This window comes from Myroides sp. C4067, assembly GCF_038039665.1.
In the GTDB taxonomy this organism is placed as follows: Bacteria; Bacteroidota; Bacteroidia; order Flavobacteriales; family Flavobacteriaceae; genus Flavobacterium; species Flavobacterium odoratimimum.
The window spans coordinates 18,491-37,640 of record NZ_JBBPHJ010000002.1 but is presented as its reverse complement, the minus strand read 5'-3'; the positions used below and the strand labels follow the sequence as shown (position 1 = coordinate 37,640).

Here is a 19,150-nt window from a genome sequence, read left to right as displayed (position 1 = left end):
ACGAACTATTTTTCTATCTACCTTTTCTAATTTTTGCCCAAATATTTTCTTTTTGAACTGCTGTCATTTCTTTAACTAACTTACCGATAGCTGACTTCGATTCACCTTCCAACTTTAATTGTAAAGCTACCTCATAATCGGAAGAAGCGACAAACTCAGCTCCACAAGAACGGCAAAACTGACCTGGTCCTGTACTCAAACACCAATAACAATTGTGAACTGGTTCTGCTTGAAGTCCACAAGACAAACACAAATCACCAACTTTATAATCCTTCGGCTGCTTAGCTTGACAATGTGCACATTTTACAACATCTGCACTCTCTACGATTACTGCCTCTTGCTTTACCACGGTTTCAGCAACTGCCAAGCTTGCTGCTTGTGTACCTAAAGCCCACTGCATAATTACATGTGCTATTTCGATATCCATAGCTGTAACTTCTATCAAAGTTCGCGTATCACCAATCATAACGAAATCCTCTTTAGATTGAATTCCAGCATCTGCTAATGCCTCAATATCTTCTGTCGTCGCTCCTTTTTTACGCAATATACTTTCTAATAGCTTTGGAAAATTTTCTATACTCATACTTCTAAATTATAGTTGTAAACTAATTAAATACTTCTATAGATATAATTAGTCACTAGGTTATTACTGACTTAGTTCACGATGATTAAAAAATAAAAAGGGAGACTCATCTAATTATGATCCCCCTTTATTATCTATCTAGTTGATATTAACTAAATCAAAAATTAAAAGTCAGACTAAAAATTTTATACAAAGAATCCTTATATTCTTATAACTTGCTTTCTAAATACTCTCTAATCACTAAATCAGTAAAGAAACCACTATGATGTCCTCCCCAGCAAGCTGTCATTGTTAAAGTTTTTCCAGAAAGGTCTAATTTTTTATTTTCTTCAGCTCCTTCATTTACAATACAGTTTACTTCAATTTTATCCATTGACTCTTGTACTGCTTCTTTCCCAAAATTATCTTTACACACTTCTTTCATTGCATCCATTAAGCGTTGTAAACATACACTTGGCACAAACTTAATATGCTCTAATTCGAAAGTATCCCAGTTGATTTGGATAGGTAGTTCTTTACCTACAATCGCATTCAATTCTTTTTGATACTCAGTTACGTACTGCTCTTCTATTGCTGTATAAGCTCTTTTTTCTTGTAATCCCATGATTTATATTATTACTATTATTAACATTTCAAAGGTCTTATCTTTGCTATTGGTTTCATAGACCTAAATTCGGTAATTGCGCTTATCACGGAATTCCGTGATATGAAAATTTCCAAAAGTATCTTACCTTGTATTCAAACTTTACAAAAAATGCTAAAAACACTTTTAATAATTGGGTTTTGTTTTCTATCACTAACACTAGCTGTAAATAATCTATCTCTCATTATGGGAGGTATGAGAAAGAAAAAAGCAAATCGTTTAATACAAGAATATCTTGAACATGAATTCAAGGGTCAATTAAAAGCAGTTGAAATTAGACGCTTTTTTAATGCCTCTAATATGAATCCCAATATGTTTTCGGTTATTATCTACGATCATCAATTAGCACAAGTAAGATGGGTTTTATTCTTTGACGCCAAGATTTTAAAAAATGAAAATAGAATTGAACAAGGTGTTTCCTATGCTAAACCAGTAAAAGAACAATACCAAGATGCCTTAGCTGACTACTATACCAAAGAAGATATAAAACTAAAAATGATTGATTTAGATTGTCGTATTGACATTAGTTATGATTCATTAACCATGACATATCTTTTTAACCCAAATCCCAATGAGCTGAAAACGAAAACTAAAAAACTCTTATACTTACTAAATCAACAAAAGGACGCACTAAAAATCAATAGTATTTTCACAATTACTATCCATCTTCCAACCTATAATGAGGATATTTTTATGATTGTTATACATAGCATAGAGGACTCATGGCAGGTCAAAGAATGCTTACTAAAACAAGAAACTAATTATTTCAAAACTTTACAAGAAAAATTGCTGCCGAAGCGTATGGATTATTTAGCGGGATTAGACCACCTCTACAGTTCCCATGATTTTTCTTTATTATATGTAGATACAGCTTGTTTCACTAAAGCTGTGTGGGTACATCTGTTAATCGATACAAAAGAAGTAGAACAAGAAAAAAACAGCTATCACAAGACTCCTGTAACAGCTGCTTTATTAGAAACGATTAATCTTACCAACAAAGTAGTCACTCATCGAGAAATCGTACCGATTACTGAACCAAATTCGTTTATTTCTATTGTAGAAGAGATTAAACCACTATTAGCAATAAAGTATACCTTTTAATTATTCACTAATCAAATAGTCCTGATTCAATAGCAAACTTTACCGCTCCCGTAGTTGTCTTAGATCCTGTTTTCAACAAGATATTCTTGCGATGTGTCTCCACCGTATTAACTGATATAAACAGTTTCTCAGAAATTTCTTTAGAAGTCATTTCTTCTGATAAAAGTGCTAGAACTTCTTTCTCCCGTTGAGTCAATTCAATATCTTGATACTTCTTTTTATCAAATACACTTTCCATATAGCGCTGTTTAATAACTTCTGAGAAATATTGCTTGTCATTGATTAATTCCCTTACAGCAACTTGTAACTCCTGCTTATTTGTAAATTTAGGTACAAAACCATCTGCTCCTTTTTGGATTACCTTATGAACAACGCGAGGATTATCAAGCATACTCAAAATTAGAACCTTGACATCTGATTGATTACTCTTTACCCTAGTTAATAACTCTACTCCATCCATCTTGGGCATATTCAAATCGGTAATGACTAATTGTATGTCAAATTGCTCTAATAAACGTAATACTTGTGTTCCTTCTGTTGCTAAATGCACTTGTTTTACTTCCTCCATATCAAGTAATATAGTGTTTAACCCCTCTAAGAACATCAAATGATCATCTGCTATGATTATATTTACTCTACTCACTACTTATTTATTTAAAGGTATATTAATTGTTATGGAAGTCCCATATTTAACATTACTATCTATTTCTATACTTCCTTTGAGTTTTTCTAAACGCTCTCTTATATTGCGCAGTCCTATCCCTTGTTTCTTAACATTGGCAAACCCAACGCCATTATCATGAATAAGAATATTGAGGTGGTCATCGTGTTTGGTCAATTGTACCTCAGCACTTGAAGCCTTAGCATGCTTAACGATATTATTGACCAACTCTTGAACGATGCGATATGCACCAGCCAATACATCATCTGTCAACTTATTAATTTCTGTCTCTGGAAAAAAATAAGCTTTAATTGTCAAATTATTTTTCTGACTTACAGTATCGACGTATTCTTTCAAAAAACTACTAAATCCAATTGAAGAGAAAGCCAGTGGATGCAATTGATGCGATAGCAAACGCAGATCCTTACACGCATTGTTAATTGCTTCTTGCAAACGCTTAGTTTGTTCTCCCGTATCTTGCTGAGAGAAATGATGTTCAAAAGCAATCTTAATTCCTGCTAAATCACTTCCTATTCCATCGTGTAATTCTCGTGCTAATCGAGCTCTTTCTTCCTCTTGTCCTTTCTGATAGCGCTCGATCATAGAAATTTTATGATCTTTAACCATCTCATTAATCTTGTGATTCGCATTTTTCTCAACCTCCACCTGTAGTTGTCTTTGCACTTTCAAACGTTGTAGATAAAAATACATCACAATAATAAAGAGAATTGACACCAAAATAAAACCAATGATAAAAGTATTACGAAGTTGTTTCTGACGAATGACAGCTTGCTCTACTTCTCTAAGCTCTACTTCTTTTAATTCTTGCTCCTTCTCCAGCAACTCTATTTTAGTTTCCTTTAATTCTGTTTCATATTGTTGTTGCAGATCTGCTAAATGCTTCTCTTTCTCAATACTATTAAATTTTGTATTATCTATTATACTTCGATATAAATAATTATATGCTTTTTCATATTGTTTTTGATCTGCATATAAGGAACCTAAATTCAAAAAAAAGTTAGTATTATAGGCTAATATAGAACGTTCTTCAGTAATACTCAATGCTCTCTCAAAATACTTAATTGCTTTCTTTGTATTCCCTACTTTACTCTCACACACTCCTAAATCATTCAATACGATAGCCATATCAGTGACATAATTTAACTCTTCAAGAAGCTTATAAGTATTCTCCAAGTGAGGTATAGCCTCTTTAAACTTATGCTGTTCTACTAATAGTTGAGCAAGGTTAATTTTAACATAGGCCTCCACTGTTTTATTTCCTTCCTCTTGACGAAACTTTAATACAGTCATATAATGCTCCCTAGCTTGATCAAACTTACGCTGCTCTTTCAAAATATTTGCGTAGTTAAACAATGTAGTCAATACCCCATCGGTATCCTCAATAGATTTATACAAATCATTCGCTCTTTTCAAGCTCTCTATAGCCTTATCATATTCATCCTTTTGTATATATAGTGTAGCAACATTCTGATACGCATTTGCCTCTTGAAGTACATCGTCTACAGCTCTAGCTTTTTCAATACATATCATAAAGCTCTCCATTGCCTTGGAGTATAGCGATAAATTCTTATAACTAAGTGCTAATAGATTATAAGCAGCAGGTAAACCTTGCTCCATTTTTAATTTCTCTAAGGATTCAATAGTCTTCAATGCATATTCTATAGACTTCTTATAATCTCCATTAATAGAATTCAAATTTCCTAAAGAATAATAAGCACGAGCTTTTTCCTTCTCTAAGTTATGCTTTTCACTTAAAGCTAACCAAGCAAATGCGGCCTTTCTAGCTTCAAGTGGTTTGGAATATACATTCTGGGAATACACTTTCGATAATGAGTCAATAGTAACTCTCACTGGTTGCTGTGCAATACCCTTTGTGAAAATAAAAAAGATTACTAATTGAAAAATTAAAGTTACTCTACTATCACGATTAGATAAATTCAAAACAATTTTGTATTAATTTCTTATTATTTGCCGCATTCTTTTTAACTAAAATAGCAAAATAAAGCAACAAAAAAACATATGCTTCTGAGGCTTTATAGAAGACAAAACTACAATTTTTAACCTTTAAAAAAATGAAAGTTTACTAGAAATAAAAACTCCAAAAACATCTTCTTTTTAATTCTCAACAACGAAAAACACAGAATAAAACCACAAAAAATACTAAATATTATGTATATTCGAAACAAAAACAATAAAACTATATTTTTAATACATAAAAACAAAAATTATGTCTAAATTTCCTAGAATACGTACAACCTTGAGTAAAGGTGTTATTCTACCAAGTTTAATTTTTATTATTGGAGTCAGTTTACTTGCTGCAATTTTTCCACAGATAACCAATGAGCTATTAAACGTAATCAAAACATTCATCTTTGTTAACCTCAATTGGATATATGTATGGTCTGTGACTATATTTATTATCTTCTTGATTTATTTAATGGCCAGTAAATACGGTAATATTCGCTTAGGAAGAAATAATAGTAAACCCGATTATTCCTTCTTTTCATGGATATCAATGTTATTCGCTGCTGGTATGGGGATTGGGCTAATGTACTTCAGTGTTGCTGAGCCGATCCAACACTATTCAAATGAAGTTTTCAGTAACAATACCGCACTACAACGCGCACAAGATGCACAGATGTACACCTTCTTTCACTGGGGAATACACGCATGGGCTATTTATGCTATTGTTGGTCTAGCACTATCTTATTTTGCTTATAGATATCGTTTACCGCTATCTCTAAGAAGTTGTTTTTATCCTCTTTTAAAAGATAAAATAAAAGGTAAATGGGGAAATATGATTGACGTATTTGCCTTGTGTAGTACCTTCTTTGGTATTACAACAACATTAGGTTTTGGTGTTGTACAGATTAACTCTGGACTTCAAACCTTAAATATTTTACCTGAAAACAGCTTTATCTATCAAGTACTTATTGTAGCTGTATTAGTATCTCTATCTATTATCTCTGCTGTTAGTGGATTAGACAAAGGTGTAAAACTACTAAGTAGTATCAATATCATTGCTGTAGTCGTATTGCTTGTTTTCGTACTCGCTTTAGGCCCTACCGTTTATTTAATTGGAAGCTTTACAGAAGGTATTGGTAATTATATATCAAACTTCTTTACCATGACTTTTAGTACACACTCCTTTAATGATAAAACACAACCCTGGTTTTATGACTGGACTATCCTATACTGGGCATGGTGGATCTCATGGTCTCCATATGTTGGATTATTTATTGCTAAAATCTCTAAAGGACGTACTATTCGTGAATATATTGCTGCAGTATTATTACTACCGACACTATTCAACTTTATTTGGATGTCTGTATTCGGGAATAGTGCCATTTGGTTTGATATGAATGTAGCTGATGGTGCATTGAGTACTATTGCTAACAACCCAGATGCGTTAATGTTTGAGTTTTTAGCGTACTTACCTCTAAGTTCAATTACTAGCTTCTTAACTATATCAATTATCATCATATTTTTTGTTACTTCTGCAGACTCAGGAATGTTTGTAATGAACAGTATATCAACCAAGAATGCTAGAATATCCCCTAAATGGCAAACTATTGGATGGGGAGTATTACTAGCTGTATTAGCTTTGTTATTGTTAAACGCAGGTGGATTAGGTGCATTACAAAGCATGACCTTAATTACAGCTCTTCCATTCTCTATTATAATGCTATTATTTATCGTAAGCTTGATCAAAGCACTAGTTATCGATAAAAAATATTATGAAACTGACTTTTCTACTACAACGGTTACCTGGTCAGGAGATTCATGGAAAGAGCGATTAAAACAAATTGTATCCTTTGACGATAAAGAATCTGTACACAAATTTATTGATACGACAGTCAAAGAAGCCTTTAAAGAGCTAGAAACCGAATTTGCTAAAAATAATATTGATGCTGTTATCAATACTTATGAAGGTCCTTATCGACTAGAAATTGAGATTAAACACGACTTGGTAAATAACTTTATTTACGGTGTCAAAACAGAGTCTAAAATGGTTTCTGATTACTTATTATCAGAAGAAAACTTACCTGATATTAACGATAATAAAACCTTTTATCCAAAAGCTTATTTTGGTGATTATAGACAAGGTTATGATGTTCACATCTTTACTAAAAATGAGCTAATTTCTGACGTATTAAAACACTATGAACGATTCCTTGAAATTATATCTGAAGAGAAAAATGAAATGTTTATAAGTAGTGATTCCAATCATCGTTTAAGATAATATATTACTAGTCAACTTATTCTAGTATCAAAAAAGAACCATATTAGTTTAAAGTTAATATGGTTCTTTTTATATATTACAAATCAATGAACTGAGTATTTGGATGAAAGCGTTTCCAAGAAAACCAATACTCATCAGACAGCCGGATGAGAACTAAATTCTGCTTTTTGTCTCCCGAGAGATACTTTCCATTCAAATCCCAACGTTGAAAACCATTATCTGCTGTAATACATCTAGCTGATAAATCTAACGCTAAATCCTGCTTGTGATCCCATCTAAAAGCAATTACATTGTTTTGGTGAGCTACTAAAAAGAAATTAGCTGTTTCATTTACAACTAATCCTTGATTTAATATAGTTTGTTTTAAATAGACTACGTTTACATTATTTATCTTATCTACGATACCTATAACCCGTGTTCTAGCAGCAAAAGTCTTATCCCTGTTTTTACTAGATAATCCTGGTGTGAATTCTGAAACGACAATGCGTTTCCACAATCCTTTAATTGGAAGTTCAAAAGGTTTTAGATCACCTTCTTTCAATACTGGTAAAACAGGGGTTTCAAACATTTTCTTTACTTCCCTCCAAGTCACTATCTGAAAAGGAATAGCAATCAGTTCACTAGGGTGTAATTTCCCTACAAGTGATTCGAAGTTAGCCTGCTGAAAAAAGGTTCCTGTCTTGCGATCAGAGACAATCATATTGGCATGTTTAAACGAGCTAACATATAAAGGTCCTATAGCGGTAACATCAAAAGGAATGATACTTCTACACATTGCACAATAAGTCAATGACACCATCTTAGAACCAAACCAATCATTGATAATATGGTAGTGAATAACATAATCTAAAGGATAACACTTTACCACTCCATTGTATTCTATCACAGCTAACTCACTGTCATCGGGTAGTAAATCACCTGTTGTTACCTCTATAATATCTGGAAAATCTACTGCAATAAACATGCGTTCTTGCGTTAATCGATAAGCCAGAAACACTCCTAAAATTGCCAATATAAGAGAAAAATACCCTATCCAAGACCACTGGTCTAACCAAAAAAATGTCAATCCCCAAACTACTAATAAAACTACTATTGCTAATGGTAAACGTACCCTATTCATATAATATACCAAGCGAACAGGCACAAACTCTAACATTGTCATATAAACACCTGACATACCTATTAATATAGATAAAACACTCAAGCAAACTAAAACTGCTGTTTCCATCTTTCTCTTTTTTACATATGACAATTTACTTCATTTTAACAATATATTTTTCTCATTAGTAACAAAAAAAAAAGCCCCCTACTCAAAAAATAAGTAAGGAGCTCTTTGATATGTTTATAATTACTAAATTACTCTTTAGTATATACAGCTGGCTGGTATGTATTCACTACTAAAACAGTATCTACTTGTAATCGAGCTTTTAACCAATTCGTGATACGTATCTTCTCCGAATTTATAGGTACAACACTATCTTTATACATTAACACCCAATCAACTTGACTAGTTGTATCGGTTAGGTTTCGCTCTACTTTACCTAAAGATACTTGCTCAAGTGATGGGAACAATACTCCGATCTCTCTCACCAGACCAGGCTCGCTCACTTTGTAATTAGCTAACTCGCGCTTTAAATCATTAATAATAACGTCTTTCTCGGATAGGTTACTATTTTGTTTATTGATTTCCTTCATGATTTCAGACTTGATATCTTGCTCATCTTGCTTGAAGGTCAAAGCTACATTATCTATCCCTTTTTCCTGTAGAAGTCGGTTATACATCTCTATATTCTCTTTAGACAATTTCTTATCCAAAAAGGCTAACTCTACCTTACGTGGCGAGGTATTATAATTAATTTTTTTATAGATAACTGTTACCCCTCTAGCAGTAAACTCTGTATTGATAAACTCCTCAACAGTCTTGGTAAATTTCTTCTCATTGAATAGATTATAGGCCAAGTAAAAACTTGGTATAATCAACACTAAAATCAATAAACTAATACCGTATCGCATACGTTTCTCCTTTTTTGTATCTAGTGCAGTCGCTGTAGGATATTTCAAGTATTTAATTACTAAGAACGTCGCTATACAAATAAAGAAACAGTTAATCATATACAGATAAAATGCTCCTAAAAAATAACTAAAATTAAAAGTTGCTAAACCATATCCTGCAGTACATAAAGGAGGCATTAAGGCTGTAGCAATCGCTACTCCTGGAATAGGATTTCCTTTCTCTACTCGAGTAATTGAAATCACTCCCACTAATCCACCAAAAAAAGCAATCAACACATCATAAATCGTCGGTGCAGTACGAGCAAGTAATTCTGATTGTACATCTTTAAATGGGCTTAAGTAAAAATAAACTGAAGATACAACCAAACTTACAATTGTAGCTACAACCAAGCTTTTAATAGAAATCTTCAGTAATAAAAAGTTATAGGTACCAAGTGCAAAACCAGCTCCTACAATTGGTCCCATCAATGGTGAGATCAACATAGCTCCAATTACCACCGCTGTAGAATTTACATTTAACCCTATCGACGCAATGATAATTGCACATGCCAAAATCCAAAGATTTGATCCTTTAAAAGCAATATTTGCTACTATATTTTCAAGGACTTTTTCGCCCTTCTCCTCACCTTTGTGAAGATTGATGTAATCAAAAAACTTACTAGTCATTTAAAACATTATTTCGTTGACTTACTCAATACCATATAGCCTAGTACACCACCAATGATGGATGCTACAAAAATACCTATCTTCGCTTGAGTCATGTACTCCTCATTAGTAAATGCTAACGAAGTTACAAACAAAGACATTGTGAATCCAATAGAAGCTAGCAAACCTAATCCTAATAGATTTTTCACATTCATTCCTTCAGGGAAAGGAGCTACTTTTAATTTCACTAAAAGCACTGTAAATCCAACTACTCCAACTACTTTCCCTACTAATAAGCCAAGAGCTACACCAAGAGCTACATTAGTACTAAACAAGTGATCCATATCAATATCTAAAGATACCCCAGCATTAGCTAAAGCGAATATAGGGATAATTAGATAGGTTACCATCGGATGCATCATATGTTCTAAACGTTGTAATGGAGGAGTAGCAGCACTACTTGTATGCTCAATCTCTTCTAAGATATGCAATTGTTCGTTTGTTAATGTCGGAATTTTATCATTGGGATCAATGCCTCTAAACCTATCTAACAAACCTTGCATCTTATCGCCATATACTTTCTCGCTAATTCTCACATTTGCAGGAATTGTAAAAGCAGCTAATACTGCTGCAATTGTCGCATGTACTCCTGAAAGCAAAAATGCTGTCCAAACTCCACCAATACCCAAGATTGCATAAAACATAATATTTCTAACTCCCATTTTATTTCCCAAATACATCACTAATAAAATAGCAGCACCAATGATTAAATGTAACATAGAAATCTCAGAAGTATAAAAGAATGCAATCACAAGTACCGCTCCTAAGTCATCTACAATTGCCAATGCAGTTAAGAAAACCTTTAATGTCAAGGGTATACGACTACCCAATAAATACAAGACTCCTAAGGCAAAAGCAATATCTGTTGCCATCGGAATTCCCCATCCATTAGACATCTCTCCACTTGGATTTAGAAAAAAATAAATACCCGCAGGAACAATCATTCCTCCTAATGCAGCTCCAATGGGAAGCATTGCTTTACGTGGGTTTGATAATTCTCCAGCTACAATCTCTCTTTTTAACTCTAGCCCTACAACAAAGAAAAAGATAGCCATTAACCCATCATTAATCCAGTGATGAATACTATATTCAAAGAAGCTATTGCCTGCCCATTGAAAACCAAATTTATACTCTAATATGTGATGGTACTGTTCTTTAAATGATGTATTTGCTAATATTAACGCTATAATCACACTTATACCTAGAACGATCCCTCCAGATTTTTCTTGTTGCATAAATCGCTGTATCGGTGATACCATCCTCTCAATAGGTGTTTTGTCCAATTGCCTCATAAAAATAACTCTTCTTTTTTAATGTTATACATAGTTTACAAACTCAAAAATAGAAAATTAATTTTGTTAGCTACTATACGACAGTTATTTCTATGAATTCTTATCCTTATTTAACTTTTATAAGATTTTTACTACAATAAAATATAGTTAAGGAAAATCTTAGTATAAAACATCATTCTACTAATTTCTGTGCTTTTTCTTCAAAAAAGTCTTTTAAATGCTTTTGTCCATATTTAGGTGCTACATTATCCATGGCCATTGCAGTTAAGAAAAATTCATAAGGACCATATCTTTTTGATGTTGTAAACAAACGAAGTGCTTTTATAATAAGAACACGCAAAAAATCAGGACAACAAGTAATTTTTCTTTTTTTTCCTAAAGTATCTAGTGCTAATTGCGCTAATTCTTTTTGACTAAAAACATCGGGGCCTCCTACTGCGCATTCTTTATTGATTCCTTGCATTTGTTCAACACAAAACCGCGCTAAGTCTTCACCGTCAATTGGATTAAGTTTCTTCTCTCCTTTACCAAATAAATAAACTCGACCTGACTTAGCCATCATTAAGAAATCAAGCATATCCGAAAAGAAGCCATTAGGACGAATAATTCGATAATCCAATCCAGAAACCTTTAATTGATCTACAAATCCCTCTTTTGCTTGAAAAATTTTTAAATGTTTTAATTGATTTCCATGAATGGCCGAAACATATAAAAAACGCTTTACTTTCGTCTTTACTGCTTCTTGAAGAAGATTCATATTCCCTTGGTAATCCACATCCATATAAGTTAACCCTTCCTTCTGCCTGGTAATTCCCACAGTAGAAAACACCCAATCTATAGTTAATGTACACCCTTTTATTGTTTCAGATCTAGTTATTTCACCTATAAAAATTTCATCTGCCAAAAGCACCTTTTCTTTTTGATTTTCAGATCGAATTAAGACACGGACCCAATAACCATTTCGTTTCAATTCTCTTACTATATAACCTCCTAAATATCCCGTAGCTCCTGCTACTAATACTCTTATTTGTTGATTTATCATAATACTTACAAATTACTACTATAACAAAACTACAGTATATAGAATACAAAAACCCTTGACAATCGTCAAGAAATTACCCTTTAACTACACGTTGTTTGATTCTACTTAATGTCTCAGGAGAAACACCTAAATACGTTGCAATATAGTGTTGAGGTACACGAAGAAATAAATCACCTTGATTAGCAAGCAAATCAACATATCTTTGCTCTGCAGATTTTGTAACAAATGATGCTATCAAACGTTGAGCAGTTAATAATTCATTTTCTACTGCGATACGAGCTATTTGTTCAAAAGTAATAGATTGCTTTAAAAGCTGTTCAATTGAGGATTTTGAAATAATAGCTAAAATCGTAGGCTCTAATGCTTCATAATTTTCTTGCGCAGGTCTATTAAACGTATAACTATCCCCCGCACAGATAAACTGTCCTTCTGTATAAAAGAAAGCAGTTTTATCGACCCCTCCAACATTATAAAACAAACGAACACAACCTTCTAATACAAAATAAATAGCATCTGCGATATCTCCTTCTTGAAATATAACAGCGTTTTTATTATAAGAACGAAGTTTAACAGCGCTTTTTAAAAAAGTTTGCTCCTTCAAAGTTAGCGGCATATAAAGCTGGATAGAATCAACTAGTTTAGTAATCATACATCAATAGTATTATTAAAACAACAAAAATATAAGTCTAGCAATGATATAAAAAAATATTAATATCCTCTCTAAAAAATCGGTTAAAACGTTCTATATATCCATTGTGCATTAGTCTACCAGGCTGGGTATATTTAATTTCTATAAAATTCTTCTCACACCAGTTTAAAAAGGTTTTAGAGGTAAACTAAGGACCGTTATCGCATCTAATGTACTTCGATACCTATTGTTTTTAATGTTTCTATTGATAACCTATATTACTCTAATAGATACTTTGCCCTTTCTATTTTATCTGCTGAGCTTAGAACTTTTTTGACAGAATATCTTTAAACACCTTATTGTCTAAACTAACATCAGCATACATCTACTTGAGCTTGCGATTTTCTTCTTCAAGTTCTCTTAAACGTTTCAGCTCTTGTTTTCCACTCCACCATACTTCTTTCTCCAATGGAAAAACGTGCACCTATCAATACCTAACTCTCAAAAGATTTCGCTTACTGATCTTCCCTGTTCATTTTCTTTGATAGCTTTAATTATTTGGCTCTCACTAAAATTACTTGTTTTATACTTGACAGTTTTATTTAAAGTTAATAATTTCGAATTAACTACTGTCCGATTTTTAGGGAAGTCTACACTTTTTGGAAATTCCAAATATCACTCGACTTTTAGATCCTCAAAATAAATAATTTTCACTATCTTTACTTTACTCACTTTTTAAGGCGTGAGCTATTAGGTGAGTTGGTTTTTCATAAACAAGACAATTAGTTGATTTAAAGATACTTACAAGGGTTGGTTCGAATCCTGCCACCCCGACAAAAAGGAATCACTTTATAGTGGTTCCTTTTTTATTTACACTCACTTTTTTATCCTACATTAACACCTCTTCATGAATCATTGAGTATCTTCGTAATTATAATAAACAATGATAATGACTAGACAAAATCCAGAAGAAATAGTTCAACAATTTGTAACTGCTTGGAATAAATACGATGCTGACTTACTTGCTGATATTTTTGTAGATGATGCAGACTTTGTCAATGTCACAGGGTTATGGTGGCATAAAAAAGAAGACATTTTTAAAGCTCATGATTATGGGTTAAGAGTAATTTTCAAAGAATCTCAACTAATAATCAAAAGAACTAAGATCAGATACTTAACAGACACTATAGCTATCGTACATGCAAGACTACAATTAAGTAATCAATCAGCATTAAAAGAAAATGAAACTCCTCAACTTAGAAACAACTTATTCATTTTCGTAACTCAGAAAATAGAAAAAAATTGGTACTGTATAGCAGCTCAGAATGCCGAAGTACAGAATGGTAAAGAGACTTTTATTAAAAAGGAAGATGGTTCTTTTGAAGCAGTGAATTACAATCAATTTAAAAAGTAAAGACGATTTTAGATATTACATCCTTCCATGGTCTTTTTCTGTTTCAACTCACTAATATACTCTGAAGGCAATACACCTGTATATTTTTTAAAATTAATCGTAAAACGACTATGAGAAGCAAAACCGCTCTTATCTGCTAAATAACTTATCTTATATGTCAGATAATGTGGTTTACTTATTAAAGTATCTACCATATAAGAAATCCTCAATTCATTAATATACGTAGCGAAGTCTTTTTCTTTATACATATTAATGTAGTAAGACACATAGCGATGATTAACTCCTAAGCTTGCAGAAAGATTACTTAGTGATATTGATTTATCCAAGTATTTTCTTTGTTTCTCAAACTCTTTTATTTTTTGACACAGATAACACTCCATGCCTATAGACATATAATTAGTTTGTTTATTAGAATCATCACTTATTTGTAGCACCTCTTCCTTTAAAGAAGAACCTCTAACTCTTCTTAGCAATCTTTTCGATTTTATTGAACTACTAGATAGTTTCTCATTTATACTCCATATCATACTTTTCTTTAATAGAGAGACATACTCCATTGTTCTATTGATGATAATACTTAAAAATAATAAGGTCTTCATATTTATACTTTTATCATTATTCAACTATTATCTATACCTATACAATAGTAACTTCCAAGTCAAATAATATGTGGTGGTGTATTTTATAGTCATGCTATAATGAAGCAGACTATAACTTTAGGTTTATTTGATAAAAGTATAATCTCTATAACAGAATGTCACCTTTAAGGGGGTGGACAAAGGGGTGGACTTAACACAATTCACATGATGTAAGTGTTTTAAAAAGCAATACATCTCATTAATAGTACACTCACTTTCAGATAAACATATACTTATTTAAAGATATAGTATCAAAGTTTTTTATATCTCTAATGCCTATTTATAGTTAGCTGCATATTTTTTAATTCTACATCCTTATCCTTTTCAACAAAAAAAGAGGCTATACAAACTGTATAACCTCTTATAATAAACAACCCTAATTTATTTCGAATACTTTATATAATTAAATTATTATTTTTCTACATTAATTTTACCAATTGTACCAATACTTCCATCAGCTAGATCTTTAATTTCAAGACCTTTAGTAGCCTTAGCAGCTGTAGCATCTAAAGAATAAACAAATGATTTTGACTCTGCAGTGATTGGTAAAAATACTTCTTTCCCATCCACGAATGGTGCTCCAGCAGCAGCAATATCATTAGCAGCAGGCAACCCTTCAATCCATTTAAAGTCTCCTGTCACAACATTAAATACAGCCAACTTATTAGCAGCAGCCATATTACTTGCTTTACTAGGACTTACGAACATATTAAGTAAGAAATAATCCCCACCGATAGCGAATGCTTTATATACTTTTGTTCCTGAGATCTGTTCTAAGTTAAAGTAATAGTTATTATCGAAGTCTCCTTTTTTAGAGTCAAATTTAATAACAGCACTTGGCTTACTTGAGAATGATACTCCATCACCATTAGTAGCATTAGGAGAGAATAAGTAAACGTTTCCATCACCCGCTTTTCCGATAGTAGATACACGGCTAGAACGGTAACGCGCTACAGCAAAACTCATCTTATCACTCTTCACTACTTTTTCTAATACTACTTTTTTATTAACATCCGTAGCACTTTCATCAAATTTAAAAACAGCTAACCATGCTCTATCTCTATAAGCAGAAGTATTATCTTCTTTATCATCTTTAGTGATTTTAAATGGTTCGATAGCCATAACAAAACGATCATTACCAATCGTCTCAAGACCTGCGAAGTTAGCATACTCTCCTTTTTCTGCAATGTTTTCTACATTTACATAAGATGTATACTTAATTCCTCCACTGTTACCATCTATGAAGTTAAAAGCCTGAGCCTTTTCTCCTGTAGTTAATTTCAAACCACCAGTTGTAGCGATCATATATTTACCGAAATTCGTAATAAACTCCTCACGAGTAGGTAGGTCAACTGTAGTATGTTTACTCAATTTTCCATTAGGTGTTAATAACCAGCTCTGCATTCCAGAAGGATCTCCTTTTCTATATTCAAAAACATAAGCTCTATTTCCTCCATAAGTATAAACTGTAGTTCCTAATGCCGTTAATCCATTTCCCTTAGCAGATATTTCTCCAGATTTAAGGTCATTGGTAGTCAGTAATAAGTTCGTTTTAGAAGCACTTGCCCCGATTACGTACTTCCACTCTACTTTATTTCCTCCATCAGTTCCACCTTCTTCAGGTGTAGGAGTACTATTATCATCAGAAGAACAACTAGTCACCGACAATGCCCCAAATATCATAGCAAAAGCAAATGTCGAAAAAACTCTTTTTTTCATTTTAATTGTATTTATTATAGATTAGTAATTTTAGTATGTATAGCGTATTTTAAACATGAAGTTTCTTCCTGGTTTTTGGAAACTATAGTTATCATAAGCTAGTTTATCGAATAGGTTATTAGCCTCTACGGTTAAGTGTATTTTATTATTAAATAAACTGTATGAAGCACTTAGATCGTGCACAGCTTGAGACGGAATCCATATAGGATCTTCACCGATTCCTTTAAAATCGTAGCTATAATGATCTATATAGCGAAGGTTATACCCTATATTTAAATTGTTGTTTTTCTTTCCTAAATCTTTAATAATAATCCCCACATCTGCTGATCCGAAGAAATAAGGCTCATTAGGAATTCTCTCATTGTAGTATGGGTTCTCTACTCCATAATCTCCAATAGTATATTTTTGTTTACTTCTGATATTTTGAGAAGTTAAACTACCTCCTGCATATATAAAATCATTGTACGTATAACGAGCTTCCACATTGATACCATAGCTCTCTACTCCTCCGATATTCACACTAGTTGCACGAGATCCTGAACCATAAGGATTACTGCGGATATAATCTTTAGTATCTCTGTATACAAAACCTGCATCTACGAATACAGCATGTATTTTATTAATCACACCTGAGTAACTGATATTCAGGTTATAGTTTTTACCTTGCTCTGGTTTTAGACCTGTATTTCCCCATACTAAGTCTCCATCTCCAAACAACTCGCTATCAGTAGGTAGTCTAAATGTATTTTCATAAGAAGCTTTGAACTGTAGATCTTTCCACAAGTATGTAGCAGCGATACCGTATCCTGTTTTATCTACTTTAGTGCTTTCACTTTGATAAGTATGTTTGATACTGTAGTGTTTACCGAATAGAGACACATTCAGATTATCTAGAATATTATAGCGATAAGACAGTGCCATAATATTTTTAAAACTACTTCTTTTTATCTCACTGTTCTTTTCTGATTGAGTTTCTTTTACAGCTAATGGATCTTTTGTCTTTCTGTTGAAGTAGTACATTACATCATTAAAACTAAATGAGTGCTTGTCATTTAATTTATAATTTACATTAAAAGTAGTTGAACCATTATGATCATAGAACTTAGTCATAGAAGGACCTCCACCAGACTCACCTTGTTTTAAGGTTTTGATACGCTCACCTGCCCAGTTATATTTATAAGAAGAGGTATCTATATTTTGATTATACCCTCCATTATAATTAGATGTAATACTTACATCTAATCCATCTATAAATAGGTTCTTCTTGCTATATTCTAATGAAGGCATAATTGTTACAGAACGACGTTTCTTATCTCCGAATACTTTCTCCATAATAGTACCTGTCTGCACACCGCGTTTTCCTTCTCCATAAGTAAATCCAAGCATAAGTCGGTCAGCATAAGACTTATCTACCACCCCTACTTTAGCTACTACAGTAGCAGTTTGGAATCGATCATTAAAGCGTCTTACCCATTGTTTCTCTTTAGAATAAACCCCAGATTGTAGATCTACCACAGGGACTAATACTTTATAATCATTATCTGAGTAGTTCTGAAAAGCATTTAACTGAGCTACTATACCATTATTAAAGGCTTTACTCACATTCAGATGACTCTTGTATGTATGGAATGAACCAGTAGTAAATGAAGCATCTATTTTAGTCTCTTTAGATTTGTTTGTGATAATATTCACTACTCCTCCTAAGGCATCAGATCCGAACTCCACAGGCACTACACCTTTATAAACTTCGATTCTGTCAACCATTGTGATCGGTAAGTTGTTTATTTTAAACTCACTACCAAATCCTTCCATAGGTACACCATCTATAAAGAATCGAATGTGTTTACCACTAAATCCATTCATTGAGAAATTATAGTCAGATCCCTCCCCACCATCTTTACGCACTTTCACACCAGATACTCTATCAAGTGCTCCAGCTACATCTAATGACGTATTGTAAAGTGGCTTTGCATCTATAGCAACTACGTTATAAGCAGATTCTCTAACTTTCTCGATAGGCTGTTTTACTTGTAGTACTACATTGTCTAAGAAAGAGTTATTCGTATCAAGTTTGAAGTTATGTGTTATACTCTCTCCTGCTTTCACCTCAAATGAGTACTCTTTAGACTCATAACTGACGTGTTGTACAACTAATTTGTACTTACCAGGTCTTTTTGTTTTAATAGTATATCGTCCTTTATTATCAGTTAACTCACTATGATGAGTATCTAATAAGCTGACTGTAGCATAATCAATAGGTTCGCCATTCGCATCTTGTACAACTCCAGAAATAACAACTGGCTTTTCTTGTGCAAAAGAAGTAAACTGACCTATATTAAAAATTGCAAAAATTAATAATAGATAGTGTTTCATTGTTCTAAGAACTTAATGTTGTGTTAGTAATTATATTATTTAGATTAATTATAAATTGAAGACAAATATATTTA

16 protein-coding genes are annotated in these 19,150 nt (G+C 32.7%); 3 read left to right on the top strand and 13 right to left on the bottom strand.

Going from position 1 to position 19,150, the window contains the following annotated elements; genetic code table 11:
* Positions 1-13: 13 nt before the first annotated feature.
* Entirely contained in the window at positions 14-583 is a 570-nt protein-coding gene (locus AABL87_RS01480; protein ID WP_006266546.1) for a hypothetical protein, read from the bottom strand.
* Between the two features lie 208 nt (positions 584-791).
* Positions 792-1,187, bottom strand: a complete 396-nt coding sequence (locus AABL87_RS01475; protein WP_006266545.1) for a hypothetical protein — start codon at positions 1,185-1,187, stop codon at positions 792-794.
* Between the two features lie 150 nt (positions 1,188-1,337).
* Here AABL87_RS01475 and AABL87_RS01470 point away from each other — a divergent pair, with 150 nt between their 5' ends.
* Positions 1,338-2,327, top strand: a complete 990-nt coding sequence (locus AABL87_RS01470) for a hypothetical protein (RefSeq protein WP_259638092.1) — start codon at positions 1,338-1,340, stop codon at positions 2,325-2,327.
* Positions 2,328-2,334: 7 nt separating this feature from the next.
* Here the strand turns inward: AABL87_RS01470 and AABL87_RS01465 are convergent, their stop codons facing one another.
* Positions 2,335-2,970, bottom strand: a complete 636-nt coding sequence (locus AABL87_RS01465) for a response regulator transcription factor (RefSeq protein WP_006266543.1) — start codon at positions 2,968-2,970, stop codon at positions 2,335-2,337.
* 3 nt (positions 2,971-2,973) lie between these two features.
* Positions 2,974-4,950 carry a tetratricopeptide repeat-containing sensor histidine kinase gene (locus tag AABL87_RS01460; protein WP_006266541.1) on the bottom strand — a complete coding sequence of 659 codons (1,977 nt, stop codon included), beginning with the start codon at positions 4,948-4,950 and terminating at the stop codon, positions 2,974-2,976.
* Between the two features lie 286 nt (positions 4,951-5,236).
* Between AABL87_RS01460 and AABL87_RS01455 the strand changes: the two genes are divergently transcribed.
* Positions 5,237-7,252, top strand: coding sequence for a BCCT family transporter (locus tag AABL87_RS01455; RefSeq protein WP_006266540.1), 2,016 nt, complete (start codon positions 5,237-5,239; stop codon positions 7,250-7,252).
* Positions 7,253-7,328: 76 nt separating this feature from the next.
* On the opposite strand, the gene AABL87_RS01450 is transcribed toward AABL87_RS01455, so the two are convergent.
* The 6 genes from AABL87_RS01450 to AABL87_RS17735 all read right to left on the bottom strand — a co-directional run bounded on the left by AABL87_RS01450 (position 7,329) and on the right by AABL87_RS17735 (position 13,092).
* Positions 7,329-8,480, bottom strand: a complete 1,152-nt coding sequence (locus AABL87_RS01450; protein ID WP_341276810.1) for a DUF3179 domain-containing (seleno)protein — start codon at positions 8,478-8,480, stop codon at positions 7,329-7,331.
* Between the two features lie 128 nt (positions 8,481-8,608).
* Positions 8,609-9,931, bottom strand: a complete 1,323-nt coding sequence (locus tag AABL87_RS01445; protein WP_341276809.1) for a DUF389 domain-containing protein — start codon at positions 9,929-9,931, stop codon at positions 8,609-8,611.
* Between the two features lie 8 nt (positions 9,932-9,939).
* Positions 9,940-11,262 (bottom strand): Na+/H+ antiporter NhaA, encoded by a 1,323-nt coding sequence (gene nhaA / locus AABL87_RS01440; protein WP_006266538.1) that lies wholly within the window; start codon positions 11,260-11,262, stop codon positions 9,940-9,942.
* 172 nt (positions 11,263-11,434) lie between these two features.
* The gene (locus tag AABL87_RS01435) at positions 11,435-12,304 is read right to left on the bottom strand and encodes an SDR family oxidoreductase (protein ID WP_341276808.1); all 870 of its coding nucleotides are present in this window, start codon (positions 12,302-12,304) and stop codon (positions 11,435-11,437) included.
* A 73-nt stretch (positions 12,305-12,377) separates the two neighbouring features.
* Positions 12,378-12,953, bottom strand: a complete 576-nt coding sequence (locus AABL87_RS01430; RefSeq protein WP_341276807.1) for a Crp/Fnr family transcriptional regulator — start codon at positions 12,951-12,953, stop codon at positions 12,378-12,380.
* A gap of 37 nt (positions 12,954-12,990) precedes the next feature.
* Complete coding sequence (locus tag AABL87_RS17735; RefSeq protein ID WP_413512905.1) at positions 12,991-13,092, bottom strand: integrase core domain-containing protein; 102 nt, start codon at positions 13,090-13,092, stop codon at positions 12,991-12,993.
* 789 nt (positions 13,093-13,881) lie between these two features.
* Between AABL87_RS17735 and AABL87_RS01425 the strand changes: the two genes are divergently transcribed.
* Positions 13,882-14,346 (top strand): SgcJ/EcaC family oxidoreductase, encoded by a 465-nt coding sequence (locus AABL87_RS01425; RefSeq protein ID WP_006260754.1) that lies wholly within the window; start codon positions 13,882-13,884, stop codon positions 14,344-14,346.
* 8 nt (positions 14,347-14,354) lie between these two features.
* Here AABL87_RS01425 and AABL87_RS01420 read toward each other — a convergent pair whose 3' ends face one another.
* The 3 genes from AABL87_RS01420 to AABL87_RS01410 form a co-directional block, all read right to left on the bottom strand.
* Positions 14,355-14,945, bottom strand: coding sequence for a helix-turn-helix domain-containing protein (locus tag AABL87_RS01420; RefSeq protein ID WP_006260753.1), 591 nt, complete (start codon positions 14,943-14,945; stop codon positions 14,355-14,357).
* A 450-nt stretch (positions 14,946-15,395) separates the two neighbouring features.
* On the bottom strand, positions 15,396-16,703 hold the full coding sequence (locus tag AABL87_RS01415; RefSeq protein ID WP_006256907.1) for a DUF4374 domain-containing protein: 1,308 nt from the start codon (positions 16,701-16,703) through the stop codon (positions 15,396-15,398).
* Between the two features lie 30 nt (positions 16,704-16,733).
* Entirely contained in the window at positions 16,734-19,076 is a 2,343-nt protein-coding gene (locus AABL87_RS01410; protein WP_006256908.1) for a TonB-dependent receptor, read from the bottom strand.
* Positions 19,077-19,150: the final 74 nt, after the last annotated feature.